The organism is Stenotrophomonas rhizophila (genome assembly GCF_020857975.1).
Taxonomy (GTDB): Bacteria; Pseudomonadota; Gammaproteobacteria; order Xanthomonadales; family Xanthomonadaceae; genus Stenotrophomonas; species Stenotrophomonas rhizophila_C.
The window spans coordinates 203,567-227,817 of record NZ_JACWUO010000004.1; the positions used below are offsets into that span (position 1 = coordinate 203,567).

General features: G+C 68.7%; 20 protein-coding genes and 1 pseudogene. 8 read left to right on the plus strand and 13 right to left on the minus strand.

Annotation, left to right across the window (positions count from 1 at the left end):
- Position 1: 1 nt before the first annotated feature.
- From mtnC to IC535_RS06020, 5 genes are all read right to left on the minus strand, one after another.
- On the minus strand, positions 2 to 700 hold the full coding sequence (mtnC, locus tag IC535_RS06000) for an acireductone synthase (RefSeq protein ID WP_228885010.1): 699 nt from the start codon (positions 698 to 700) through the stop codon (positions 2 to 4).
- Positions 701 to 703: 3 nt separating this feature from the next.
- Positions 704 to 1,267 (minus strand): 1,2-dihydroxy-3-keto-5-methylthiopentene dioxygenase, encoded by a 564-nt coding sequence (locus IC535_RS06005; RefSeq protein WP_228885008.1) that lies wholly within the window; start codon positions 1,265 to 1,267, stop codon positions 704 to 706.
- Between the two features lie 176 nt (positions 1,268 to 1,443).
- Complete coding sequence (locus IC535_RS06010) at positions 1,444 to 2,079, minus strand: methylthioribulose 1-phosphate dehydratase (protein WP_228885006.1); 636 nt, start codon at positions 2,077 to 2,079, stop codon at positions 1,444 to 1,446.
- Positions 2,080 to 2,448: 369 nt separating this feature from the next.
- Positions 2,449 to 3,876, minus strand: a complete 1,428-nt coding sequence (locus tag IC535_RS06015; protein ID WP_228885004.1) for an amino acid permease — start codon at positions 3,874 to 3,876, stop codon at positions 2,449 to 2,451.
- 69 nt (positions 3,877 to 3,945) lie between these two features.
- Positions 3,946 to 5,424: an amino acid permease gene (locus IC535_RS06020; RefSeq protein WP_228885002.1), complete on the minus strand. Its 1,479-nt coding sequence runs from the start codon at positions 5,422 to 5,424 to the stop codon at positions 3,946 to 3,948.
- Between the two features lie 184 nt (positions 5,425 to 5,608).
- On the opposite strand from IC535_RS06020, the gene IC535_RS06025 reads away from it, so the two are divergent.
- Positions 5,609 to 6,190: an NUDIX hydrolase gene (locus IC535_RS06025; RefSeq protein WP_228885000.1), complete on the plus strand. Its 582-nt coding sequence runs from the start codon at positions 5,609 to 5,611 to the stop codon at positions 6,188 to 6,190.
- A gap of 113 nt (positions 6,191 to 6,303) precedes the next feature.
- On the opposite strand, the gene serA is transcribed toward IC535_RS06025, so the two are convergent.
- Positions 6,304 to 7,545, minus strand: coding sequence for a phosphoglycerate dehydrogenase (gene serA, locus IC535_RS06030; RefSeq protein WP_228884999.1), 1,242 nt, complete (start codon positions 7,543 to 7,545; stop codon positions 6,304 to 6,306).
- 185 nt (positions 7,546 to 7,730) lie between these two features.
- Between serA and IC535_RS06035 the strand changes: the two genes are divergently transcribed.
- The 3 genes from IC535_RS06035 to IC535_RS06045 all read left to right on the plus strand — a co-directional run bounded on the left by IC535_RS06035 (position 7,731) and on the right by IC535_RS06045 (position 11,294).
- A complete protein-coding gene (locus tag IC535_RS06035) occupies positions 7,731 to 9,119 on the plus strand; it encodes an FAD-binding oxidoreductase (RefSeq protein WP_228884998.1) in 1,389 nt (462 codons plus the stop codon).
- 61 nt (positions 9,120 to 9,180) lie between these two features.
- On the plus strand, positions 9,181 to 9,477 hold the full coding sequence (locus tag IC535_RS06040) for a DUF2388 domain-containing protein (protein WP_228884996.1): 297 nt from the start codon (positions 9,181 to 9,183) through the stop codon (positions 9,475 to 9,477).
- The gene (locus tag IC535_RS06045; RefSeq protein WP_228884995.1) at positions 9,477 to 11,294 is read left to right on the plus strand and encodes a DUF4105 domain-containing protein; all 1,818 of its coding nucleotides are present in this window, start codon (positions 9,477 to 9,479) and stop codon (positions 11,292 to 11,294) included. Before IC535_RS06040 ends, IC535_RS06045 begins: the two co-directional genes overlap by 1 nt.
- Here the strand turns inward: IC535_RS06045 and IC535_RS06050 are convergent.
- Both IC535_RS06050 and IC535_RS06055 read right to left on the minus strand, forming a co-directional pair.
- Positions 11,272 to 12,339 (minus strand): ATP-binding protein, encoded by a 1,068-nt coding sequence (locus IC535_RS06050; RefSeq protein ID WP_228884993.1) that lies wholly within the window; start codon positions 12,337 to 12,339, stop codon positions 11,272 to 11,274. The two genes, IC535_RS06045 and IC535_RS06050, sit on opposite strands and share 23 nt — an antisense overlap.
- On the minus strand, positions 12,339 to 13,085 hold the full coding sequence (locus IC535_RS06055) for a response regulator (RefSeq protein WP_228885246.1): 747 nt from the start codon (positions 13,083 to 13,085) through the stop codon (positions 12,339 to 12,341). The genes IC535_RS06050 and IC535_RS06055 overlap by 1 nt, the downstream gene beginning before the upstream one ends.
- A 128-nt stretch (positions 13,086 to 13,213) precedes the next feature.
- Between IC535_RS06055 and IC535_RS06060 the strand changes: the two genes are divergently transcribed.
- The 4 genes and pseudogenes from IC535_RS06060 to IC535_RS18835 all read left to right on the plus strand — a co-directional run.
- Positions 13,214 to 14,365, plus strand: coding sequence for an efflux RND transporter periplasmic adaptor subunit (locus tag IC535_RS06060; RefSeq protein ID WP_228884991.1), 1,152 nt, complete (start codon positions 13,214 to 13,216; stop codon positions 14,363 to 14,365).
- Between the two features lie 69 nt (positions 14,366 to 14,434).
- Positions 14,435 to 17,548 (plus strand): multidrug efflux RND transporter permease subunit, encoded by a 3,114-nt coding sequence (locus tag IC535_RS06065; protein ID WP_228884990.1) that lies wholly within the window; start codon positions 14,435 to 14,437, stop codon positions 17,546 to 17,548.
- A gap of 1 nt (position 17,549) precedes the next feature.
- A complete protein-coding gene (locus IC535_RS06070) occupies positions 17,550 to 17,939 on the plus strand; it encodes a nuclear transport factor 2 family protein (protein WP_228884988.1) in 390 nt (129 codons plus the stop codon).
- 308 nt (positions 17,940 to 18,247) lie between these two features.
- Positions 18,248 to 18,562: pseudogene (locus IC535_RS18835) on the plus strand (hypothetical protein); the annotation flags it as partial.
- A 12-nt stretch (positions 18,563 to 18,574) separates the two neighbouring features.
- Here IC535_RS18835 and IC535_RS06080 read toward each other — a convergent pair.
- The 5 genes from IC535_RS06080 to IC535_RS06100 form a co-directional block, all read right to left on the minus strand.
- Positions 18,575 to 19,135: a hypothetical protein gene (locus IC535_RS06080; RefSeq protein WP_228884985.1), complete on the minus strand. Its 561-nt coding sequence runs from the start codon at positions 19,133 to 19,135 to the stop codon at positions 18,575 to 18,577.
- A complete protein-coding gene (yeiP, locus tag IC535_RS06085) occupies positions 19,125 to 19,691 on the minus strand; it encodes an elongation factor P-like protein YeiP (RefSeq protein WP_228884983.1) in 567 nt (188 codons plus the stop codon). The genes IC535_RS06080 and yeiP overlap by 11 nt, the downstream gene beginning before the upstream one ends.
- 78 nt (positions 19,692 to 19,769) lie before the next feature.
- On the minus strand, positions 19,770 to 20,540 hold the full coding sequence (locus IC535_RS06090) for an SDR family NAD(P)-dependent oxidoreductase (protein WP_228884981.1): 771 nt from the start codon (positions 20,538 to 20,540) through the stop codon (positions 19,770 to 19,772).
- 92 nt (positions 20,541 to 20,632) lie between these two features.
- The gene (locus IC535_RS06095; protein WP_228884979.1) at positions 20,633 to 23,197 is read right to left on the minus strand and encodes a sensor domain-containing protein; all 2,565 of its coding nucleotides are present in this window, start codon (positions 23,195 to 23,197) and stop codon (positions 20,633 to 20,635) included.
- The gene (locus tag IC535_RS06100; protein ID WP_228884978.1) at positions 23,194 to 24,087 is read right to left on the minus strand and encodes a hydroxymethylglutaryl-CoA lyase; all 894 of its coding nucleotides are present in this window, start codon (positions 24,085 to 24,087) and stop codon (positions 23,194 to 23,196) included. Before IC535_RS06100 ends, IC535_RS06095 begins: the two co-directional genes overlap by 4 nt.
- Positions 24,088 to 24,251 lie beyond the last annotated feature (164 nt).

A 24,251-nucleotide genomic window follows, 5' to 3' on the forward strand; every position in this document is an offset into this window, starting at 1 on the left:
GTTACAGCGTGATCTGCTGGAAATTCTCGACGCGGTGATGGCCATGGGTGGCTTCACCACTGCGCGGCAACGGGTAATCCTCAAGCCGATCCAGCAGACGGGTCTGCAGGCCCGCCTCGCGGGCAGCATCCAACTCTTCCACCACATCGGACAGGAACAGGATCTGCCCGGCAGGCACGCCGATGGCATCGACGATGTGGCGGTAGCTGTCCGCCTCGCGCTTGCCGCCCACTTCGGTGTCGAACCAGCCCGAGACCAGCCCGGTCAGGTCGCCGGCTTCGCTGAAGCCGAAGAACAGTTTCTGCGATGGCACCGAGCCGGAGGAATACACGTACAGCGGCTTGCCCTGGGCATGCCAGCCCTTGAGCACGGCGGCCACTTCCGGATAGAAGTGCGCTTGGTAGTCGCCGTTGCGGTAGCCGGCTTCCCAGATCATGCCCTGCAGGGCCTTGAGCGCGGTGTGCTTGCGGTCCTGGTCGATCCAGCCCTGCAGCGTTTCCACGATCAGGCTGTCCTGGCAGGCGCCGCCGATCTCCACGGCCACCGCATCCAGCCAGCGGCGCACCTCCGGCTCCTGCCCGTGCGCGGCGACGAACGCCGGCAGTGCCTTGCGCGCATACGGGAACAGCACGTTCTTGACGAACGAAATGCTGCTGGTGGTGCCTTCGATATCGGTGAGGATGACGGTCGGATGCGGCATGGATCAGTCGGCCTGGTGCTGTTGGGGGTGGTAACGCGGGAACTGCTGGGCGATGTCGCTGCCGGTGAAATGGCCGACCCAGCCATCGGCTTCGGTGAAGAAGCGGATGGCGACGAAATTGGGCGCTTCGCCCATGTCGAACCAATGGGTGATGCCATCGGGCACGGCGATCAAATCGTTCTTGACGCACTCGATCTCGTAGACCTTGCCGTCCACGTGCAGGGTGAACAGGCCCGAGCCGGCCACGAAGAAGCGCACCTCGTCTTCCTTGTGGAAGTGCTCGTCCAGGAACTTCTTGCGCAGCTCGGCGCGGTTGGGGTTGTCCGGGGCGATCGAGGCCACGTCCACGCTCTTGAAGCCGTGCTCGGCCACCAGGCGGTCGATGTCGGTCTTGTAGGCGGCAAACACCTCCTCCTGGCTGGCGCCCGGGGCGACCTCATGGGCGGCCTGCCAGCGTTCGAAGGTGACCCCGATCTGCTTGAGTTCGGCGGCGATCGTCGCGCCATCGCGGCTGTCCAGCAGCGGGGCGTCCGGGGCGGTGTCGGCAAAAATGCGGAGTCGGCTCATGGCGGCGGCAGCGAGGCGAAGAGGGGGAAGGAAAGGGTACCAGTGCGGCGCCGGGACAGGGGCGGTGCGCTGATGGTGAAGCGCGGAATACAGATTCTCTTCAGGAATCTGCCCCGGGGTAGTGCCGGCCGCTGGCCGGCTCCCCATGAACGGCGGGAGGCCCGGAGCCGCCCACGTCAGCCCCGCAGTTTGCGCAGCTCCAGCTCGCAGTGGAACAGGAACTCGAAGGCCTCCATATGGCGGCGCGCTTCGGCCATGGTACGGCCCCACGCGTACAGGCCGTGGCCGTCGATCAGGTAGCCCCACAGGCATTGGGTATCCAGCAGGGCGTCGACCTGGGCCGACAGCACGTCCATGTCCTGGGTATTGGCGAATACCGGCACCTCGATGGCCATCTCGTGGGTGCTGTTGCCGTGGAAGGCCTTGAGCAGCTCATAGCCCTCCAGGCGGATATGGCCCTGCGGCGCGTACAGGCGCGAGGCGATGGTCTGCACCGGCGAATGAGTGTGCAGCACGCAGCCGATTTCCGGGAAGCGGCGGTACAGCTGGGTATGCAGCAGGGTTTCGGCGGACGGGCGTAGCGGCCGGCCGACGGCCTTGCCGTCGAAATCCACCACCATGATGTCGTCCTCCACCAGCCGGCCCTTGTCCTTGCCGGATACGGTGATCGCCGCGTGGCGGTCATCCAGGCGGTGGGAGAAGTTGCTGCTGGTGGCCGGGGTCCAGCCGGCGTGGGCGAGTTCGCGGACGTTGTCGATCAGCAGCTGGGCCAGTTCGCTGAGGCGGGTGGTGTCGTAGGGGGAGGTGTTCATGCTGGCATTTTAGCTAGGAAGGCCTTTAAAAGCATAAAGCAGGTTCTGCGGCTGGGCCGGGCGGGGTGGGGTTGTGCGTGACGACCCACGGTCGTCACCTACCAATCTCCTCACCTTTCGATGCTGTTGCCTTTGCCATTCGCACCGTCGCCGCACGCTGTCGAAGGTGGGGCGGTATGGGTTTGCGGGGGTATCGGCGCCATGGATGGCGCTGCTAAGCCTACACGGACGTACTTGCGGCGTCCCCCGCAAACCCATACCGCCCCGCCTAACCCACGCCAACTGCCGAGCCTATGCTCTTGCCGTTGCCGTTGCCGTTGCCGTTGCTGTTGAAAAAGCGGGCCGCCGGGCCGCAGGCCCGGCATCCCATTACTTCCCGCGCAGGCGGCTGTGCCGGTAGCCGTAGCCGAAGTAGATCGCAAAGCCCAACGCCGTCCAGATCCCCATCAGCATCCAGTTGTGCGCGGTCATCGCGGTCAGCAGGGCGATGCAGCTGAGCACGCCCAGCGTGCAGATCAGCCATGCCATCGGCATCCGGAACGGGCGTGGCAGGTCCGGCTGGGTGCGGCGCAGGATCAGCACCCCGGCGCAGACCGCGGCAAAGGCGATCAGCGTGCCCATCGAGGTCAGCTCGCCGAGGATGTCCAGCGGGAACAACGCGGCCAGCAGGGCGATGCCGATGCCGGTGATCACCGTGTTGAGGTGCGGGGTGCGGTACCTGGGGTGGATCTTGGTGAACATCGGCGGCAGCAGGCCGTCGCGGCCCATGATCATGAAAATGCGCGGCTGCGCGATCACCATCACCAGCACCACCGAGGACAGCCCGATCAGCGCACCGATCTCCACGATCACGCGCAGCCAGTCCAGCTGCGGATGGGCGGCCACTGCCGTCACCACCGGCTCGTCGGTGCCCAGCAGCTGGTAGGGCACCAGCCCGGTCATCACCGCCGCCATCGCGATGTACAGCACCGTGCAGATCACCAGCGACAACAGCATGCCGATCGGCATGTCGCGCTGCGGCTTGTGCGATTCCTGCGCGGCCACCGACACCGCCTCGAAGCCGATATAGGCGAAGAACACCATCGCCGCCCCGCGCAGCACGCCGTCGAAGCCGTACTTGCCCGGGCCTTCGTTTTCGGGGATGAACGGGGTCCAGTTGGCCGGGTCCACGTACTTCCAGCCGACCACGATCACCAGCACGATCAGCGCGGTCTTGAGCACCACCATCGCCATGTTCATCGCCGAGGACTTGCTGATGCCCACGTAGCACAGCCAGGTCAGCAGCAGCACCAGCACCGCGGCCGGGATATTGGCGATCGCCCCGGTCGGGCGCAGTTGCGCGTCCAGCGGGGCGCTGACCAGCGCTGCCGGCAGCTGGATGTCGAAATGACTGAGCAGGCTCAGGAAGTAGCCGGTCCAGCTGACCGCCACCGCCGAGGCCGATACCCCGTATTCCAGCACCAGCATCCAGCCGATGAACCAGGCCGACAGCTCGCCGAAGGTGGCATAGGTATAGGTGTAGGCGCTGCCGGAGACCGGCACCATCGCCGCGAATTCGGCGTAGGCCATCGCGCAGAACGCGCAGCAGATCGCGGCCAGCACGAACGACAGCATGATCGCCGGGCCAGCGTGGTTGGCCGCGGCCTGGCCGGTGATCACGAAAATGCCGCCGCCGATCACCGCGCCGATGCCCAGCGCGGTCAGCCCCCAGGGGCCCAGCGTGCGGCGCAGGCTCAGGCCGTTGGCGTCTTCATGGGCGGCGTGCGGATGCTTGGTGGCCCATAGTTGCTTGAACATGGTCTTGGATTTCTTCTAGGGTGCGGGGCATCAAACGACCGGGCCGGCACTGGGCCGGCCCGGAAGCAGTCAGGCGGAGGGCTTGTTCAGCTTGCTGTGGCGCATGCCGTAGCCGAAGTAGATGCACAGGCCCAGCAGGGTCCAGGCCACGAACAGGTGCCAGTGCACCACGAACGCCTGCCAGAACAGGAACAGGCACGACAGCGCGCCCAGCGGGCAGATCACCCACACCAACGGCACCCGGAACGGGCGCGGCAGCTCGGGGCGGGTGTAGCGCAGGATCAGCACGCCGACGCAGACCGTGGCGAAGGCCAGCAGGGTGCCCATCGAAACCAGCTCGCCGAGTACGTTCAGCGGCACCATGCCGGCCAGCGCGGCGGCCACGACGCCGACGATCACCGTGCTCCAGTACGGGGTCCGGAAGCGTGCGTGGACCTTGCCGAAGATCTTCGGCAGCAGGCCGTCGCGGGAAATGGTGTAGGCGATGCGGGTCTGGCCCATCATCATCACCAGCACCACCGAGGACAGGCCGGCGATCGCGCCGATCTCCACCGCGGTCTTCAGCCAGGCCAGGCTGGGGTAGTCCTGCAGTGCGGTGGCGACCGGCTTGTCGGTGCCCAGCAGGTGGTAGGGCATCATCCCGGTCAGTACCGCGCAGACGATGATGTAGACGATGGTGCAGACCGCCAGCGAGCCGAGCAGGCCGATCGGCATGTTGCGCTGCGGGTCCTTGGTTTCACCGGCGGCGGTGGAGACCGCGTCAAAGCCGATGTAGGCGAAGAACACGATGGTGGCCGCGCGGAACACCCCGCTCCAGCCGAACTCGCCGGACACGCCGGTGTTTTCCGGGATGAACGGGTGCCAGTTGGCCGGGTCCAGGTGCACCGCACCGAAGCCGATGAACAGGCAGATCACGGTGACCTTGATCGCCACGATGATCGCATTGACGAAGGCGGACTGGGTCACCCCCACGTACAGCAGGCCGGTCACCGCCGCCACGATCAGCACCGCCGGCAGGTTGAACAGCTTGCCCGAGGCGATGAACTCATGCCCGGTCCAGGCGATCGGCGCGGCGCTGAGCGCGTCCGGGAACGGCATGTGCAGCGTGGTGGTGATGAAGCTGATCAGGTAGGCCGACCAGCCCACCGCGACCGAGGCCGAGGCGAACAGGTACTCCAGCACCAGGCACCAGCCGATGAACCAGGCCATGCCTTCGCCCAGGGTGGCGTAGGAATAGGAGTAGGCGCTGCCGGAGACCGGCATCATCGCGGCGAACTCGGCGTAGCACAGCCCGGCCAGCGCACAGGCGAAGCCGGCGAACACGAAGGAGAGCATTACCGCCGGCCCGGCGTGGTTGGCCGCGGCCTGGCCGGTCAGCACGAAGATGCCGGCGCCGATCACCGCGCCGATGCCGAGCATGATCAGGTGCTTGGCTGTGAGGGTCCGTTTCAGTGTGGGCTCGCCGTCCAGGCTGCCTTCGATGGGTTCGCCAGCATCGACGTGCGGTGCCGGTGCGACCGGTTTGACCCTCAACAGAGACTTCAGCATGCAGTGCTTCCCTAAATGAACAAAGGTGAGGCGCGCGGTACATTGCCGCGCACCCTGATGGCAACTGGGCGCCCCAACGGAGCGGGGCCCGCTGTACCTTAGCCAAAGCTGAAGGCACCGCACAAGCACAAATGCAGCATCGGCCGGCGATAATCGGCAAATTCGCCCCCGACCGTGCCCTGCCATGCCGCCCAACCTCCAATCCATTGCCGTTGCTGATGCCGCGCTGCGTGCGCAACTGGCCGATTACGCCGCCCGCCAGCCCGAACACGCTGCGCTTGCTGACGAATTCAGCACACTTCTGGATGATCCGGAAAATCCGTTCCTGCGCCAGCGCCTGGCCGGACATTTCACCGGCAGTGCCTGGCTGGTCAGCACCGACGGGCAGCGCGTGCTGCTCACCCACCACCGCAAGCTGGACCGCTGGCTGCAGCTGGGCGGCCATGCCGACGGCGAGCGCGACCTGGCCCAAGTGGCGCTGAAGGAGGCCGAAGAGGAGTCCGGGCTGGGCGGGTTGGTGCTGGAGGATGGCGGGTTGTTCGACATCGATAAGCACTGGATCCCGGCGCGCCACGACGTACCCGGGCATTGGCATTACGACGCGCGCTATGTGGTCCGTGCGCTGGGCAGCGAGCAGTTCGCGCTCAGCGAGGAATCGCTGGCGCTGGCCTGGCGCCAGATCACCGACGTGGCCAACGCGATGATCGATACCCCGGACGGGGATGATTCGCTGCCGCGGATGGCAAAAAGATGGTTGCAGCGATGACCGCGCCGAAACGAACGGCATCCACGCATGGCGTGGATCTACAAAACGGGGACGGGTGTAGTTAAGCCGGCGGCTTAACTACACCCGTCCCCGTTTTAATGCCTGGCGGCCGGTCAGTACAGCACGCGGGTGCGCAGCGTGCCGGGGATCGCCGCCAGCTCTTCGCGGACCGCGCCGGCCTGGGCTTCGCTGGCGGTGATGTCGATCACCACGTAGCCCACCTTGGCATCGGTACGCAGGAACTGGCCGTCGATGTTGACGTTGTGGCGCGAGAAGATCTCGTTGACCCTGGACAGCACGCCCGGCACGTTCTGGTGGATGTGCAGCAAGCGCAGGCTGTCCTCGTGCTCGGGCAGGGTCACCTCGGGGAAATTCACCGCCGACAGGGTGCTGCCGTTGTCGCTGTAGCGCACCAGCTTGGCGGCCACCTCCACCCCGATGTTGTCCTGCGCCTCCAGCGTGCTGCCGCCCACATGCGGGGTCAGGATCACGTTGTCGTGCGCGGTCAGCGGCGACACGAACGCATCGCCGTTGCCCTTGGGCTCGACCGGGAACACATCCAGTGCCGCGCCGCCGATATGGCCGCTGCGCAGCGCCGCATCCAGCGCGTCGATATCGACCACGGTGCCGCGCGCGGCGTTGATCAGGTGCGCGCCCGGGCGCATCCGCGCCAGTTCGGCCGCGCCGATCATCCACTGCGTGGACGGCGTTTCGGGAACATGCACGGTGACGATGTCCGCGCGCGCCAGCAGGTCGTCCAGGCTGATCGCCGCACGCGCGTTGCCCAGTGACAGCTTGGTTTCCACGTCGTGGAAGATCACCTGCATGCCCATCGCCTCGGCCATCACCCCGACCTGGGTACCGATGTGGCCGTAGCCGATGATGCCCAGCGTCTTGCCGCGCACCTCGTGGCTGCCGGCGGCCGACTTGGACCAGCCACCGCGGTGGCACTCGGCATTCTTCTGCGGAATGCCGCGGGTCAGCATGATCGCCTCGGCGATCACCAGCTCGGCCACGCTGCGGGTATTGGAGTAGGGCGCGTTGAACACCGGGATGCCGGCATGCTCGGCCGCGTCCAGGTCGACCTGGTTGGTGCCGATGCAGAAGCAGCCCACTGCCATCAGGCGCTTGGCATTGGCCAGCACCTCGGCGCTGAGCTGGGTGCGCGAGCGGATGCCGACGATGTGGGCCTCGGCGATGCGCGCTTTCAGTTCGTCCTCGGGCAAGGCCTTGCTGTGCAGCTCGATCTGCGAATAGCCGGCTGCGGTGAACACGTCGATCGCGGTCTGGCTCACCCCCTCCAACAACAGCACGCGGATATCCTGCTTCGGGAACGAGGTCTTCTTCGGCGACATGGGCAAGCGGCAGCATGGAGGACGGGAGCGCCCAACTATGCCAGAACCCGGCCCGGATTGTGCAGTGCGCCAAACCGCAGCCGGATGGTTTCAGATGCATCCGTTTGGTTGGGCGAGCGGGGCATTCAGGCCCCCAGCGGTGGTCTGCTACCCTTGCCGGCTTACTCCCGTTCCGTGCTGATGCCATGACCGATCCGCGCCTTTCTTCGCTGTTGCAGGACTGCCCCGGGCTGCGGCTCACCACCGAGCCGGCCGACCTGGAGCACTACGGGCGCGACTGGACCCGGCGCTGGACCCCGGCGCCGCTGGCGATCGCGCTGCCCGGCAGCGTGGAGGAGGTGCAGGCGATCCTGCGTTGGGCCTCGGCGCACCAGGTCGCGGTGGTGCCCTCGGGCGGCCGCACCGGCCTGTCCGGTGGCGCGGTAGCCGCCCATGGCGAACTGGTGCTCAGCCTGGAGCGGATGAACAAGCCGCTGGCCTTCGATGCGGTCGACCGCACCCTGACCGTGCAGGCCGGCATGGCGCTGGAAGCGGTGCACAACGCCGCCCTCGAACACGGGCTGATCTACCCGGTGGATTTCGCCGCGCGCGGTTCGTGCTCGATCGGCGGCAATATCGCCACCAATGCCGGCGGCATCCGGGTGATCCGCTACGGCAATACCCGCGAGTGGATCGCCGGGCTCAAGGTGGTCACCGCCGACGGCCAGCTGCTGGAACTCAACAAGGGCCTGATCAAGAACTCCAGCGGCTACGATTTCCGCCAGCTGCTGATCGCCTCCGAAGGCACCCTGGGGGTGATCGTGGAGGCGACGCTGCGGCTGACCGACCCGCCGCCGGCCAGCAACGTGATGCTGCTGGCCGTGCCCAGCTTCGACGTGCTGATGCAGGTCTTTGCCGCCTTCCGCGAGCGCCTGCAGCTGCAGGCCTTCGAATTCTTCACCGACCGCGCGCTCGAGCACGTGCTCGCCAATGGTGCGCAGGCCCCGTTCGAGCAGGTGCATCCATTCTATGTGGTCACCGAGTTCGCCGCCGGCGACCAGGCCCAGGAGGACGCGGCGATGGCCGCCTTCGAGGCCTGCATGGAACAGGGCTGGGTCAGCGACGGCGTGATCAGTGCCAGTGATGCGCAGGCCGCGCAGCTGTGGCGCCTGCGCGAAGGCATCACCGAGGCGGTGGCCCGCTACAAGCCCTACAAGAACGATGTGTCGGTGCGGATCTCGGCGATGCCCGCGTTCATGGCCCAGACCCAGGCGCTGATCGGGCAGGCGTATCCGCAGTTCGACGTGGTCTGGTTCGGCCATATCGGCGACGGCAACCTGCATATCAACGTGCTCAAGCCCGATGCCACCGCCGACGCCGAGTTCCTTGACCAGTGCGAGCAGGTGACCAAGCTGCTGGCCCAGGTGCTGGCCCGTTTCGACGGCAGCATCTCGGCCGAACACGGCATCGGTCTGGTCAAGAAGGCGTATCTGGACAGCACCCGCAGCGCGGCGGAAATCGCCCTGATGAAGGCGGTCAAACATGCGTTTGATCCACAAGGGCTGCTGAATCCCGGCAAGCTGTTCGACCTGTAGGCCGCGACAGGCCTTCACCCAGCCTATACGCTCTGCGTTTTCCACCGCGAACGACACCATGATGATGCGTCCGATCCTGCTTCTCGCCGTGCTTGCCCTGCCGCTGCCGGCGCTGGCCTCCAGTTTCGCCGGTTCTTCGGCCGGTTCCGCCTCCGGCGCGTCCTCGGCCGGTTCGTCCAGCTCGGACGATGACAAGATCGTGCTGGACGCGCGCAACGATGCCGCCGCGTTCGTCGCCAGCGACGGCGCCATCCGTGGCGCGCGCCTGGAGGCGGCGTTGCTGCACCTGCGCGAACGCGATGCCGCGCAGCGCGGTGCCAGCGACCTGGCCCTGGCCCGGGCCATGCTGGCGCGCTGATGCAGGCACCTGGCCGGGTCCGCCGCTGGCGTTGGGCGGTCCTGGCGGCGGCGTTGGCCGCGCCGCTGGCGCAGGCCGCGCTGCGGTTCGACCTGCAGCCCGACGGGTTGGACCCGACCCGGCGCGCGGCCGCCGAACGCATGCTGCAGGAAATGCAGCAGCAGCTGCCGCCGGCCTGGCAGGCGCGCTTCGAGCAACCGGTAACGGTCCGCTGGTCGGATACGCTGCCCGACCACGTGCATGGGCGCGCCGGTCAGGGCGCGATCACCCTGCGCCGCGACCTGCTCGACCAGGTGCGCCCGGCCGAGCCGGTGCCGCGCGCGCTGCAGGCCGCGCTGATCCACGAACTGACCCATGTACTCGACCGTTCCGCCCAGGGCGGCTGGTCGCGCAGCGGGCGCTGGCGCGATCTCAGTGGCTGGCAGCAGCGGCCGTGGCGGCTGGGGCGCAGCGCCAACCGTTTCAGCCAGCGCAGCCCCGATGCGTACGAACGCAGCAGCCCGGCCGAGTTCCTGGCGGTGAACGCCGAACATTTCCTGCTCGATGCCGGCTATGCCTGCCGGCGTCCGGCGCTGGCGGCGTGGTTCACCGACACCATCGGCGCCAGCGGGCTTGCCGCGCACTGCGACGGGCGGCTGCCACTGGTACAGGCCGAGGCGGTCAACGGCGCGGCATCGCTGCTGCAGCTGGATCCGGCGCGGGTCTATGCGGTGGACTACCTGCTGGCCGAGGGCAACGACCGGCTGATGAGCCGCTGGGGCCACAGCATGCTGCGCCTGGTGATCTGCGCCCCGGGGCGGGCGCCGGGGCCTGCCTGCCGGATGGACCTGGCCCATCACCGGGTGCTGTCGTTCCGCGCCTTCGTCGACGACGTACAGATTTCCAGCTGGCGCGGGCTCACCGGCGCCTACCCGTCGCGGCTGTTCGTGCTGCCGTTGAACCAGGTCATCAACGAATACACCCAGGTGGAGCTGCGCGGACTGTCGTCGGTGCCGCTGCGGCTGGCCCCGGCGCAGATCGCCAGCCTGCTCGAGCGGGTGGCGCAGGTGCACTGGAGCTACGACGGCCGCTACCTGTTCGTCAGCAACAACTGCGCGGTGGAAACCGGCAAGCTGCTGCAGGAGGGCGTACCGGGCTGGGCCACGCCGGGGTTGAACCGGATCACCCCGCGCGGCCTGCTGGCGCGGCTGCAGCGCGAAGGGCACGCCGATACGCGTGTGCTCGACGACCGTGCGCTGGCCATCCGGCAGGGCTACTACTTCGCCTCGGCGCAGGATCACTACCAGCAGTTGTTCGACGTGGCCCGCGCCGAACTGCCGCTGCAGGACGTGCGCGTGGAGGACTGGCTGCGGCGCCCGGCAGCGCAGCGGGCAGGGTACGTGGACGCCGCCGGCCTGCGCACGACGTCGGCCCTGCTGTTGCTGGAACAGGCCGCGCGCCAGCGCGAGGAACTGCGCGCCCGCGACGTGCTCAAGCGCGCGCTGGGCAATTCGGCCGCGGGCACGGATGCGGCCCGCGATGCGCTGATGGCCTTGCTGCGCGACAGCGGCCAGCTGGTCAGCCCGTCCACCTTGGTGCCGTCGGGGGGCTACGGGCTGCCGCTGGGCAGCGAGCGCGACGCGGCAGCGGCGGCGACCGCGCAGCTCAGCGCCCACGGCGTACCGGCCTGGCAGCAGCTGCAGCAGCAATTGCGCGCGCTGCTGCCGGCAGCGCAGCAGCGCGAACTGGCCACCATCGATGACTCCCTGGCCCGGCTGGGCGCGCGGATGCGCGCACTGGCCGGCGCCGATGCGGCTACTGGCGCGGCAATTCGATGACGAACCGCGCACCGCCCAGTGGGCTGGCGGTGCAGGACACGCGGCCACCGTGCGCATCGGCGATCGCCTTGACCACGGCCAGGCCGAGCCCGCTGCCGCCGCGCTGGCGCGAACGCGAGCCATCGCCGCGCATGAACGGATCGAAGATGTTCGCGCTCAAAGCCGGGTCGATGCCCGGGCCTTCATCGTCGACCGACACCTGCACATGGGTGAGCGTGTCGTGCACGGCGATCCGCACCCGCCCGGGGGCGGCATAGCGGCGCGCGTTTTCCAGCAGCGCCATCAAGGCCTGGCGGACCCGGGTCGGGTCGCAGTGGGCGGGGTGTTCTTCGCGCGAGGTTTCCAGTTCCAGCACGAAGCCGCCGCTGCGGAAGCCGGGGTCGACCAGGGTCATCACCGTGTGCACTTCGTGCACCACATCGCTGCGGGCACGGCGCACGTCCAGCCGCGCGCTGTCGGCCAGGCTGAGCACGCGCAGGTCTTCGATCAGCCGCGACAGCCCTTCCACCTGGGCCAGCAGGCTGCGGAACTGCGCCTGGTCGGGCTGGAACACGCCTTCGGCCAGGCCCTGCAGGCGCCCGCGCAGGATGGTCACCGGGGTGCGCAGTTCGTGGGCGATGGCCGCATGCCACATCAGCCGGTCGGCCTCCATGTTCTGCAGCCGGCGCGCCATCGCGTTGAAGTCGTCCACCAGCAGGGCCACCTCGCCCAGCGAGTGGTCGCTGGCGGTGGCGCGTGCGCCCAGGTCGCCGCCGGCCAGCTTGCCGATGCTGTCCACCACCGAGTTGAGCGGGGTCAGGATGCGCTGGGACAACCGCACCGAGGCGGCCACCGCCAGGGCAAGCCCGATCAGGGTGACCCCGGCCATCCAGACCAGCTCGGGGCCGCTGGGCATCCAGCCGACCGGTTCCTCGGCGGCCAGCGGGAAGAACTCCACCAGTACGGCATACAGGAAGTAGGAGCTGAGCAGGATCATCACGATCACCGCCAGCACCATCAGCGACATCGACAGCACGATGTGCCGGCTCAGACCGGAACGGCGCATCAGTGGTCGGCCGTGAGCCGGTAGCCGACCCCGCGCACGCTGGCCGGCACGTTGCCCAGGCCGACGTCGTCGAGCTTGCGGCGCAGCTTGCTGACGTGGCTGTCCACGGTGCGCTCCAGCGCTTCGCTCTCGGGCAGGCACTGCAGCATCAGCTCGCTGCGGCTGAAGATCCGCGACGGCGCCAGCGCCATGCAGTGCAGCAGCTTGTATTCGGTCAGGGTCAGCAGCAGCTCATGGCTGTAGCCGTCGCCTTCCACATGCACCGAATGGTTCTGCGGGTCGATCACCAGCGGGCCCACCCGCAGGATGCCCGGTGTGGCCTCGCGTGGGGCATTGAGCGTGCGCCGCAACACCGCACGGACCCGCGCGGCGACCTCGGCCGGGTTGAACGGTTTGACCACGTAGTCGTCGGCGCCCATGCGCAGCGCGGTCAGCTTGTCCAGGTCCTGGTCCAGCGCGGTCAGCATGATCACCGGCGTATCGCCGCGCTGGCGCAGGGTATTGAGTACCGTCCAGCCATCCATGCCGGGCATCTGCACGTCCAGCAGGACCAGGTCCGGGCGGGCGCTGCGGTGCAGTGCCAGTGCGTTCAAGCCGTCGTGGGCGCGCAGCGTGCGCAGGCCCTCGCGGTGCAGGTAGGCGGCGACGATATCGGCGATGTCCGGCTCGTCTTCGACGATCAGCACCAGCGCGGTGAGCGAGCGGTCCCATTGCGCCTGCGCGCTGGATGATTCGGTGGCGTGCATGCGGGCCATGGCCGGAAGGTGCTTGTACTCCATCGTATCTCCACATTTCCTCCATCGAAACCCCACGCAGGCCACGCAGACTTCGCCGTTCATGATTCTGGCCGGGCGTCCGGCCCCTTGTGCGACCGATGAAAACCTTCAAGCAATACACCGCCCTGTGTGCGGTGCTGGCCGTCGCGCTGACGGCCTGTTCCAAGCCGCAGGCCGAACTGCCGGCAGTGCCGCAGGTCAGCGTGCTGGCGCTGTCGCCGGCGGCGGTACAGCGCGACGATGAACTGCCCGGCCGGGTGGCGGCACTGCGTACCGCGCAGATCCGTGCCCAGGTCGGCGGCATCGTGCTCAAGCGGCTGTTCGAGCAGGGCGCGGAGGTAGAGGCCGGCGCGCCGCTGTTCCAGATCGACCCGGCCGCGTTCCGTGCCGACCTGGACAGTGCCGCCGCGCTGCTGCAGCGCAGTGAGGCGGCCTTGCTGCGGACCGCGGTGCAGGCCGAACGGCTGCAGTCGCTGGCCGCCGCGCAGGCGGTCAGCGAGCAGGCGCGCGATGACGCGCGCGCCGAACACCAGCAGGCGCTGGCCGATGTGGCCCACGCGCGCGCCACGCTGGCGCGGCGCAGGCTGGACCTGCGCTACGCCACGGTGCAGGCGCCGATCTCCGGCCGCATCGACCAGGCCCTGGTCACCGAAGGGGCGCTGGTGACCACCAGCGATGCCACGCCGATGGCGGTGGTGCAGCAGCTGGATCAGGTGTACGTGGACGTGCGCCAGCCGGCCTCGATGCTGGAGAGCATCCAGCGCAGCGTGGCGGCGGGCCGGTTGGACAAGGCCGACGGCCTGCCGGTGACCCTGGTCGGTAGCGCAGGCCAGGTCTACCCCGAGCAGGGGCGGATCCTGTTTTCGGGCATCAACGTGGATGCGCAGACCGGTGATGTCGTGCTGCGCGTGGTGGTCGACAACCCCGACCGCCGCCTGCTGCCGGGCATGTTCGTGCGGGCCCGGGTGCCGCGCGGGGTGCAGCCGGCCGCCCTGCTGCTGCCGCAGCAGGCGGTGCTGCGCAGCAGTGGCGGGCAGGCCTATGCGTGGGTGATCGGCAGCGATGGCAAGGCGGTGATCCGCACCATCGAGATCGACGGCCAGGTCCACCGCCGCTACGTGGTCCGCAGCGGGCTGCGTGCCGGCGAGCGGGTGGTGGTGGAAGGCCAGGAGCGGCTGCAGGAGGGCATGGCGGTCACCGCCCGGCCGTGGCAATCCCGGTCGGACACCGACGCGCTGGCCGCGCCCTGACCGCGATTGGATCAACTTTCCCCTGGATGATGGTGTCGGCCGTTGCGGCCGATGCACAAAGGACGTGGCATGCCGCAGTTTTTCATTGACCGCCCGGTGTTCGCCTGGGTACTGGCGATTTTCGTGGTGCTGGCCGGGGTACTGGCGATCCCGCGCCTGGCGATCGAACGCTATCCGGCGGTGGCCCCGCCCAGCGTGAGTATCTATGCCAGCTACCCCGGCGCCACCGCGCAGACCATGAACGATGCCGTGGTCGGGCTGATCGAGCGCGAACTGTCCGGGGTCAAGCACCTGCTGTACTTCGCCTCGTCCACCGATACCTCCGGTGAAGCCACCATCACCGCCACCTTCCGGCCCGGCACCGATCCGGAGCTGGCCCAGGTGGACGTGCAGAACCGGATCAAGGCGATCGAGCCGCGGCTGCCGCAGGTGGTGCGGCAGAACGGGTTGAGCGTGGAGGCGGCCGATTCGGGCTTCCTGATGCTGGTCGGGCTCAAATCCAGCGACGGGCGGCTGGACGAGGTGGCGCTGGGCGACTACATGGCGCGCAGCATCGTCGAGGAACTGCGGCGCATCGACGGCGTCGGCCGGGTGCAGCTGTTCGGTGCCGAGCGCGCGATGCGGATCTGGGTCGATCCTGCCCAACTGGTCGGCTATGGGCTGACCCTGGCCGACCTGGCGGCGGCGATCAATGCGCAGAACGCGCAGATCGCGCCGGGCCGGGTCGGCGATTCGCCGGCGTTGCCGGGTCAGCGGGTCACCATTCCGCTGACCGCCGAAGGCCAGCTGAGCACGCCCGAAGCGTTCGCGGCGATCGTGCTGCGCGCCAACCCGGACGGCTCCCGGGTGGTGATCGGCGATGTGGCCCGGGTCGAGCTGGGCGCGCAGAGCTATGCCTGGTCCACCCGCGAGGACGGTACCCCGGCCACCGCCGCGGCGATCCAGCTTTCGCCCGGGGCCAACGCGGTGCATACCGCCGCGGCGGTGCGCGCGCGCATGGCAGAACTGGCGCCGACCCTGCCGGCCGGCATGCAGGCCAGCGTGCCGTTCGACACCGCACCGTTCGTGGAGATCTCCATCCGCAAGGTGCTGACCACCCTGGTCGAGGCGATGGTGCTGGTGTTTGCGGTGATGTACCTGTTCCTGCAGAACATCCGTTACACGCTGATTCCGGCGATCGTGGCGCCTATCGCATTGCTGGGTACCTTCGCGGTGATGCTGGCGGCGGGGTTCTCGATCAACGTGCTGACCATGTTCGGCATGGTGCTGGCGATCGGCATCATCGTCGACGATGCGATCGTGGTGGTGGAAGGCGTGGAGCGGATCATGGCCGAAGAAGGGCTGCCGCCGCGCGAGGCCACCGTCAAGGCGATGAAGGAGCTGACCGGGGCGGTGGTCGGGATCACCCTGGTGCTGACGGCGGTGTTCATTCCCATGGCGCTGGCCGATGGTTCGGTGGGCGCGATCTACCGGCAGTTCACCCTGGCCATGGCGATGTCGATCCTGTTCTCGGCGCTGCTGGCGCTGAGCCTGACCCCGGCACTGTGCGCCACCTTGCTGGCGCCGAGCACGCGTGGCCACCACGGCCGGGGCGGGCTGTTCGGCCGCTTCAACCGTGGCCTGGAGCGCATGACCGGCCGCTACCAGGGCTGGGTGGTGCGCATCGTGCGGCGCGGCGGGCGCAGCATGGCGGTGTTCGCTGCGCTGGTGGTGGCGCTGGGGCTGGGCCTGCACCTGCTGCCCGGCGCCTTCCTGCCCGAAGAGGACCAGGGCTATTTCATGACTTCCATCCAGCTGCCGGCCGACGCCACCGCCGAGCGCACCCTGGAAGCGGTGCAGACCTATGAGGCGCATGTCGCCTCGCGCCCGGGCATCGCCTCCAACCAGTCGATCCTGGGCTACAGCTTCGCCGGCTCCGGGCCGAACGCGGCGCTGGCCTACACCATGCTCAAGGACTGGGGCGAGCGTGCCGGCGCCACGGCCGCCGGCGAAGTGGCGCGCGCGCAGGCGGCGATGGCCAAGGTGCCCGAAGGGCAGATCATGAGCCTGATGCCGCCGGCGATCGACAGCCTGGGCAGTTCCTCCGGTTTCGAGCTGCGCCTGCAGGCCCGCGCCGGGCAGGATCACGCGCAGCTGCAGGCGGCCCAGCAGCAGTTGCTGGCACTGGCCCAGGCCAGCCCGCGGCTGCGCGATGTGTATGCCGAAGGACTGCCGGCGGGCAGTACGGTGCGGCTGGAGATCGACCGGCACAAGGCCGAGGCGATGGGGGTGGGCTTTGCCGACATCAGCGATACGCTGTCGGCGGCGATGGGCTCGCAGTACGTCAACGATTTCCCCAATGCCGGGCGCATGCAGCAGGTGATCGTGCAGGCCGATGCGCCGCACCGCATGCATATCGAGGATGTGTTGAAGCTGCACGTGCGCAATGCCGGCGGTGGCATGGTGGCGCTGTCCGAACTGGTCACCCCGGTATGGTCGCAGGCCCCGTTGCAGCTGGCGCGCTACCAGGGCTTCCCGGCGCTGAGCCTGTCCGGCGCTGCCGCACCGGGCACCTCCAGTGGCCAGGCCATGGCCGAAATGGAGCGGCTGGCGCGGCAGCTGCCGCCCGGCTTTGCGCTGGCCTGGACCGGGCAGTCGCTGCAGGAGCACCAGTCCGGCGCGCAGGCGCCGTGGCTGATGCTGCTGTCGATGCTGGTGGTGTTCCTGGTGCTGGCCGCGCTGTATGAAAGCTGGACCATTCCGGCGGCGGTGATGCTGGTGGTGCCGCTGGGGTTGTTGGGCGCGGTGGCGGCGGTGTTGCTGCGTGGCCTCCCCAACGATGTGTTCTTCAAGGTCGGGATGATCACCGTGATCGGCCTGTCGGCCAAGAACGCGATCCTGATCGTGGAATTCGCGCGCCAGCTGCAGCAGCAGGGGCGCAGCCCGGTGGATGCGGCCATCGAGGCCGCGCGGCTGCGGCTGCGCCCGATCCTGATGACCTCGCTGGCGTTCGCGCTGGGCGTGGTGCCGCTGATGCTGGCCCGCGGCGCATCGGCCGAGACCCAGCATGCGATCGGCACCGGGGTGTTTGGCGGCATGCTCAGCGCCACGGTGCTGGCCGTGCTGTTCGTGCCGCTGTTCTACGTGCTGATGCAGAACGTGCGGCGTTGGCAGTGGCCAGGGCGGCGACGCCGCGGAGGATGAGATGAGCGAGGCATTGCTGGAATCCAACATCGCCCGTGCCGAGGCGGAGCTGCAGCGCTTGCTGCTGGCCCAGGACGTGGCCGCAGTGCAGGCGTGGCTGTCGCCGTCGCTGTTCTTCACCGACCAGGTGGGGCAGTGGTTGGGGGTGCATCCGTGCATGGCGGCGTGGTCGGCGCAGCGGTTGGCGATTACGGCGTTGGACCAGGGTGCGGTGGAGTACCTGCTGTGCGGCCAGCTGGCGCTGGTGTCCAGTGATGTGCGGCTGGGCTGTGCCGGCGCCGATGGCGAGCAGGTGCATGCGCTGCGCCTGCTGCGGGTCTGGGCCAGCTGTTCCAGCCCGGACGGGGTGCACCTGCTGTCGGTCGGGGTATTGCCGGCGCGCGGGCGCTGAGGCGTTGCGGGTGTGCCGGAGTCAGTGCCGCTTCACCTCCGGCGGTGCCGCCGCGGCTAGGATCACGGGTTGACCGCAACAACTGCAAGGAGTCGAACATGCGTGCATTTCCATGGCTGTTGAGCCTGACCATCGTGGCCGGGCTGAGTGCCTGCCAGCCGGCGCAGCAGGGCGGGAGTGCCGTTGCGGCGGACGCGGGCAAGCAGGCGCAGGCCGCCGAGGCACCGGCTGTGGTCGACCCCACGGTGGGGGGCGATACCGATGCCGGCGCGCAGGGTGCTGCGGTACCGGCCGCCGACGCGGCGAGCTCAGGCTTCCGCGCCACCGGCAACGAGCCGGGCTGGCTGGCCGAATTCACCCCCGGTGCGGCCCCGCGCCTGCGCGTGGAAACCGGCTACGGCGAGCGCACGTTCGAGATCGCCGCGCCCACCCAGGGCAAGGATGGCTGGTCGGGCAAGGCGGCCGACGGGACCGAGATCAAGCTGACCTTCCAGCGCACGGTGTGCCAGGACGACATGAGCGGACAGGCGTTCGGTGCCACCGTCAGGTTGACCGTGGGCGCGCGCCAGTACCACGGCTGCGGCGATTTCGTCGGGGCACCGGCGCTGGCCGCCAGGCCGTAACCTGCCGTCGCCTCAGCGCATGTCCTGCGGGCGGCAGTAGTCCGGCGCGGTATCGGTGAACAGGTCGTAGCGTTTGCCGACGCCGATCAGCGCGTGGCGGATGGCGCAGTCATCGAAATGGTGTTCGTAGAGCGCCTCGAACCGGCGTTCGCGGCCGTCGCAGAATTCCGCCCATGCCGCTTCCAGGTCGCGCTTGCGTGCCGCGTCGTAGGGTTCTTCGCCGGCGAAGTGCTGGCAGAGGTTTTCACGTTCGAGGAAGGCGCGCACGTCGGCCGGCATCTGGCAGTAGATGCCGATGTCATCCAGGTCGCCTATGGCGTTGGACACTTCGCAGCCGGCGTCGGCGTGCGCACGCTGCAGTTCATTCAGGCCGGGCATGCCGGCGCTGTGGCTGGCCTGGGGCGCAGCCTCCGGTGGCGTGCTCGTGGCCGGTTCGGTGCTGGCATGCGCGGCGGCCACGACCGCGCCCGGCGGCGTCGCCCGGGCTTCATCCGCGCTGTGGTCCGCTACCCGCGGCGAACACGCCGCGAGCAGGGACAGGCCACACAGCAGGACCAGACGCCTAGTCGGCACGGCCGGCGAATTCACCGGTGGTGGTGTTGACCAGGACGCGCTCGCCGTTGGCGATGTACTCCGGCACCATGATTTCGATCCCGGTGCTGAGCTTGGCCGGCTTGGGCCGCTTGGTGGCGGTGCCGCCCTTCAGTTCCGGCGGGGTTTCCACCACTTCCAGCACCACGCTGGTCGGCAGCTGCACGCCCACCGGGGTCTCGTCGATGACCTGCACGTAGATGCCACTCAGCCCGTCGGTGATGTAGCCGGCGTCATCGCCGAGCACCTCGGCATCGACCATGTAGGGGGTGTAGTCCTCATCGTCCAGGAACACGAACGCATCGCCATCCATGTAGGAGTAGGTGGCCTGGCGGCGCAGCAGTTCCACTTCGGGCAGGTTGTCGTCGGCGTCGAAACTGGCGTCGAGCTTGTTGCCGCCGGGCACGCTGTACATGATGAAGCGGAAGCGGACATTGCCGCCGCGGCCCTGCGGCGAGCTGCGTTCGATGTCGCGGATCTGGTAGACGCCGTTGTTGAATTCGACGACGTTGCCTTTCTTGATGTCGTTGGCTTTCATGGGAATGAAGGTCGGTTCGTGGAGGTGGCGGGCGCCATGCCGGGCGCCCTGCGGTTGCGGCCGGCGTCGCGGCCGCGCTTACTTCGGTGCCAGGCGCACGGCCCCGTCCAGGCGGATGGTCTCGCCGTTGAGGTAGGTATTGCCCAGGATGTGCGCGACCAGGCCGGCGAAGTCTTCCGGCTTGCCCAGCCGCGGCGGGAACGGGATCGAGGCGGCCAGCGATTCCTGCACGGCCGGCGGCATGCCATCGACCATCGGCGTCCAGAAGATGCCCGGGGCGATGGTCATCACGCGGATGCCGAAGCGCGACAGTTCGCGCGCCATCGGCAGGGTCATGCCGACCACGCCGCCCTTGGAGGCGGCATAGGCGGCCTGGCCGATCTGGCCCTCGTAGGCGGCCACGCTGGCGGTGTTGACGATCACCCCGCGTTCGCCGTCGTCGCCGGCGGCGTTGTGCTGCATGCGGTTGGCGGCGGCCTTGGCGACGTTGAAGCTGCCGACCAGGTTGACCATCACCGTATTCTGGAAGTTGGCCAGCGGCATCGGTGCTTCCTTGCCGAGCACGCGGCCGGCGCCGAGGATGCCGGCACAGCTGACCGCTGCATTGAGGCCACCGAGGAAGTCGTGGGCGGCATCGATGCTGGCCGCCACCGCGGCTTCGTCGCTGACATTGGTGCTGAAGTAGCGCGCATTGGCCGCGCCCAGTTCGGCCACCGCGGCCGCGCCCTTGTCGTCATTGAGATCGAGCAGGGCCACCTTGGCGCCATGGGCGACCAGGTGCCGGGCCACCGACAGGCCCAGGCCGGACACGCCACCGGTGATGACGGCGCGGACAGAAGACAGTTGCATGGCACGGTTCCGCTGGTTCAAGAACCGCCGATTCTAACGGAACCGGGCTGGCGCAACCGGACCGCCGTGCCTGGGGCAGGGCGGCACCGCGCTCAGTGGCGCTGGGCCAAGCGCCGGGCGAACTCGTCGGGCAGCAGCCCCGGGGCGAACAGGAAGCCCTGGCCGACCGCCACGCCCAGGCCCTGCAGGAACTGGCGCTGCGGTTCCGATTCGATGCCCTCGGCGACCAGGCCCAGCCCCAAGCTGCGCGCGATGCCGCATACCGCCTCGCACACCGCCACGTCCGAGCGGTTGCCGGGCACGCCCTCGACGAACAGCTGGCTCAGTTTCAGCCCGTGGATCGGCAGCCGGCGCAGGTAGTTCAAGGCGCTGTAGCCCTCGCCGAAGTCGTCGATGGTCAGCAGCACGCCCATTTCGCGCAGCCGCGCGAAGGTGCGCAGGGTGTCCGGGGCGTCCTCGATCAGCACCCGTTCGGTGAACTCCAGCTCCAGCGCGCTGCCGGGCAGGCCGAACGCATCCAGGGCCTGGGCCACCTGCCGGGCCAGGTCGTCACCGACGAACTGCCGGTAGGACACATTGACCGCCACGCGCACGATGCCCAACCCGGCGTCCTGCCACTGGCGCACCTGGCGGCAGGCTTCGCGCAGCACCCACAGCCCGATCCGCACGATGTCGCCGGTGCTTTCGGCATGGCCGATGAAGATGTCCGGGCGCAGCTCGCCCAACTGCGAGTTGCGCCAGCGGATCAGGGCCTCGGCGGCGATCAGCTGGCCGCTGCGCAGGTCCACCTGCGGCTGGTAGACCAGATGGAACTCATCGTCGTCCAACGCGCGGTGCAGCCGGCTTTCGATCTGCAGGCGGTCGTGCTGGCGCTGCGCCAGCTCGGCCGAGAACACCTGCCACCCGTTGCGGGTGCGGCGCTTGCAGTCGTACATGGCGATGTCGGCGTTCTGGATCAGCTGCTGCGGGCGTAGCCCGTCCTGCGGTGCGCGCGCGATGCCGATACTGGTGGTGACCGCGAACTCGTCGCTGCCGAACCGGAACGGGGTGCTGAAGGCCCGGGTGATCGCCTCGGCCAGGCGTTCGGGCTGGTCGGGCTGGTCGCGGGTGTCGCAGACCACCAGGAACTCATCGCCGCCGAAGCGCGCGAGCAGCCCTTCGGTGCCGATCGCGGTGGCGATGCGGCGGGTGGCGTCGATCAGCAGCTCGTCGCCGGCATTGTGCCCGAGCAGGTCGTTGACGGTCTTGAAGCGGTCCAGGTCGATGTACAGCACCGCCACCCGGCAATGGGTGGGGTTGGCCATGCGCGTGCCCAGATCGTTGAGCACCGCATCGCGGTTCATGATCCCGGTCAGCGGGTCGGTACGCGCCTGGATGCGCAGGGTTTCCTCGGCCTGCTTGCGTGCGGTGATGTCCTGCACGGTGCCGGCGATGCGTGCGGCATCCACATCGCCGGCCTCGGCCTCGCCGATCATGCGCACCCAGAACGAGTGGCCGTCGCTGCGCTGGCCCTGCAGCTCCAGCTCGAACGGCAGCTGCCGGTCGATCACCTCCAGCAGCGCCTGCTGCAGCTGGGCGCGGTCGTCCACGCGCAGGCAGTCGAGCAGGTGCGACATGTCCTGCATCGGCAGCTCCTGGCCGAGGATGCGCGCGGCCTCGTCGGTCAGGTACAGGCGCTGCAGGCCGCGGTCCCATTCCCAGCCGCCGATGTGGGCCAGCGACTGGGCGCGGTCGAACAGGGTGTTGTTGCGCTTGAGCTCGGTGATGTCGCTGAACAGCCCGAACACATGGTCCGGGCAGTCGCGGCCAGTGCCGAACACCGGCACGTTGGTGGTGGAAATCCAGATCATGCGCCCGCGCGGGCGGTGGTACAGGCCGACGATGGTGCTGCGGATGATGCGCCCGGTGCGCAGCGACACCGCCGCCGGCCATTGGTCGCGGTTGAGCGGATGGCCGTGTTCGTCCACGCTGATCCAGTCGTCGGGCGACAGCATCGTCTGCAGGCTGTTGCCGTTGCCGGGGATGCCCAGGATGCGGTGCGCGGCCGGATTGGCCGAGACCACGCGCAGGTCGCGGTTGAACAGCACCACGCCCTTGTCGATCGATTCCATCAGCAGCCGGTAGCGCGACTCGGCCTGCCAGCGGCTGCTCAGGTCGCGCGCCACCGCCACGATGCAGTGCTCGCCCTGGTGTTCGAACCCGGCCGAATGCACTTCCACCGGGAAGCGGCTGCCGTCGCCGCGCATGTTGGTGACTTCGATGACATAGGTCTCACCGCGGCCCAGCGCTTCCCATACCGGGTCCAGGTGGTCGCTGGGCAGGTCCGGGTTCAACAGCTCGATCGGTTGCCCGATGATGTCTTCGCGGGCACGCCCGTAGGCGCGCACGCCGGCCTGGTTGAGGTCCAGCACCACCCCCGATTGGCTGAGGATGCTGACCGGGTCGGGTACCGCATCGAACAGTGCGGCGTAGCGGCGCAGGGCCGACTGGCGCTGGTCCATGGCTTCCTGCAGGGCCTGCCGCGCATCGCGCAGCAGGGCATGCAGGTCTTGGCCCGGCGGGCGCGCCAGGGCGTGCTCCAGGGCGGCCAGCGCGTGGACGTGGGCGGTGAGATGGTCACCGACCGCCGCGCCCCGGCGCTGGCCGCGGCGGCTCATGTGGCCGCCAGCGCCTTGCCGGTCTTGCTGCCGGTCTGCCGGCCCAGCCGTGCGGCCAGCCAACGGCCGGTGGCGGCCAGCGCCGGCAGGTCGATGCCGGTGCGCATGCCGATGCCGTGCAGCAGGTACACCACATCCTCGCTGGCGACGTTGCCGCTGGCGCCCTTGGCGTAGGGGCAGCCGCCGGCGCCGGAGACGGCGGCATCGACCACCCGCACGCCTTCTTCCAGGCAGGCGTCGATATTGGCCAGGGCCTGGCCATAGGTATCGTGGAAGTGCACCGCCAGCGCGGCCATCGGGACTTCGGCGGCCACCGCATGCAGCATCGCCCGCGCCTTGCGCGGAGTGCCAACGCCGATGGTGTCGCCCAGCGAGATTTCGTAACAGCCCATTTCATGCAGGGCGCGCGCCACGCGCACCACCTCGCCGAGTGCGACCTCGCCCTGGTAGGGGCAGCCGAGCACGGTGGACACATAGCCGCGCACCTTGACCCCATCGGCCTTGGCGCGTTCGAGGACAGGCGCAAAGCGCGCCAGCGATTCGTCGATGCCGGCATTGGTGTTGGTGCGGTTGAAGGTTTCCGAGGCCGCGGTGAACACCGCCACTTCGGCCACGCCCACCGCGCGCGCGCGATCGTAGCCCTGTTCGTTGGGCACCAGCACCGGGTAGGCGATGCCGGGCCGGCGTTCGATGCCGGCATATACCTCGGCCGCGTCGGCCAGCTGCGGTACCCAGCGCGGACTGACGAAGCTGGTGGCCTCGATGGTGCGCAGCCCGGTCAGCGACAGCTGCCGGATCAGTTCGATCTTGTCGGCGGTGGCCACCGGCTGGGCTTCGTTCTGCAGGCCATCGCGCGGGCCCACTTCGACGATACGGACAAAATCATCCACGGCCGGTCTCCCGGCGGACGGTAAGGCGCACGGCCAACAACGGACGGGGCAGGGGTTGGGTCACGGGGATTCCTGGCAGGTGAAAGGTGGCCCGCCTTCCCCGGCGGGCCACGAAAGGGGGATACGCGGGATCGGCGGAAAAGCGGCCACCCGCGGTGGAAAAC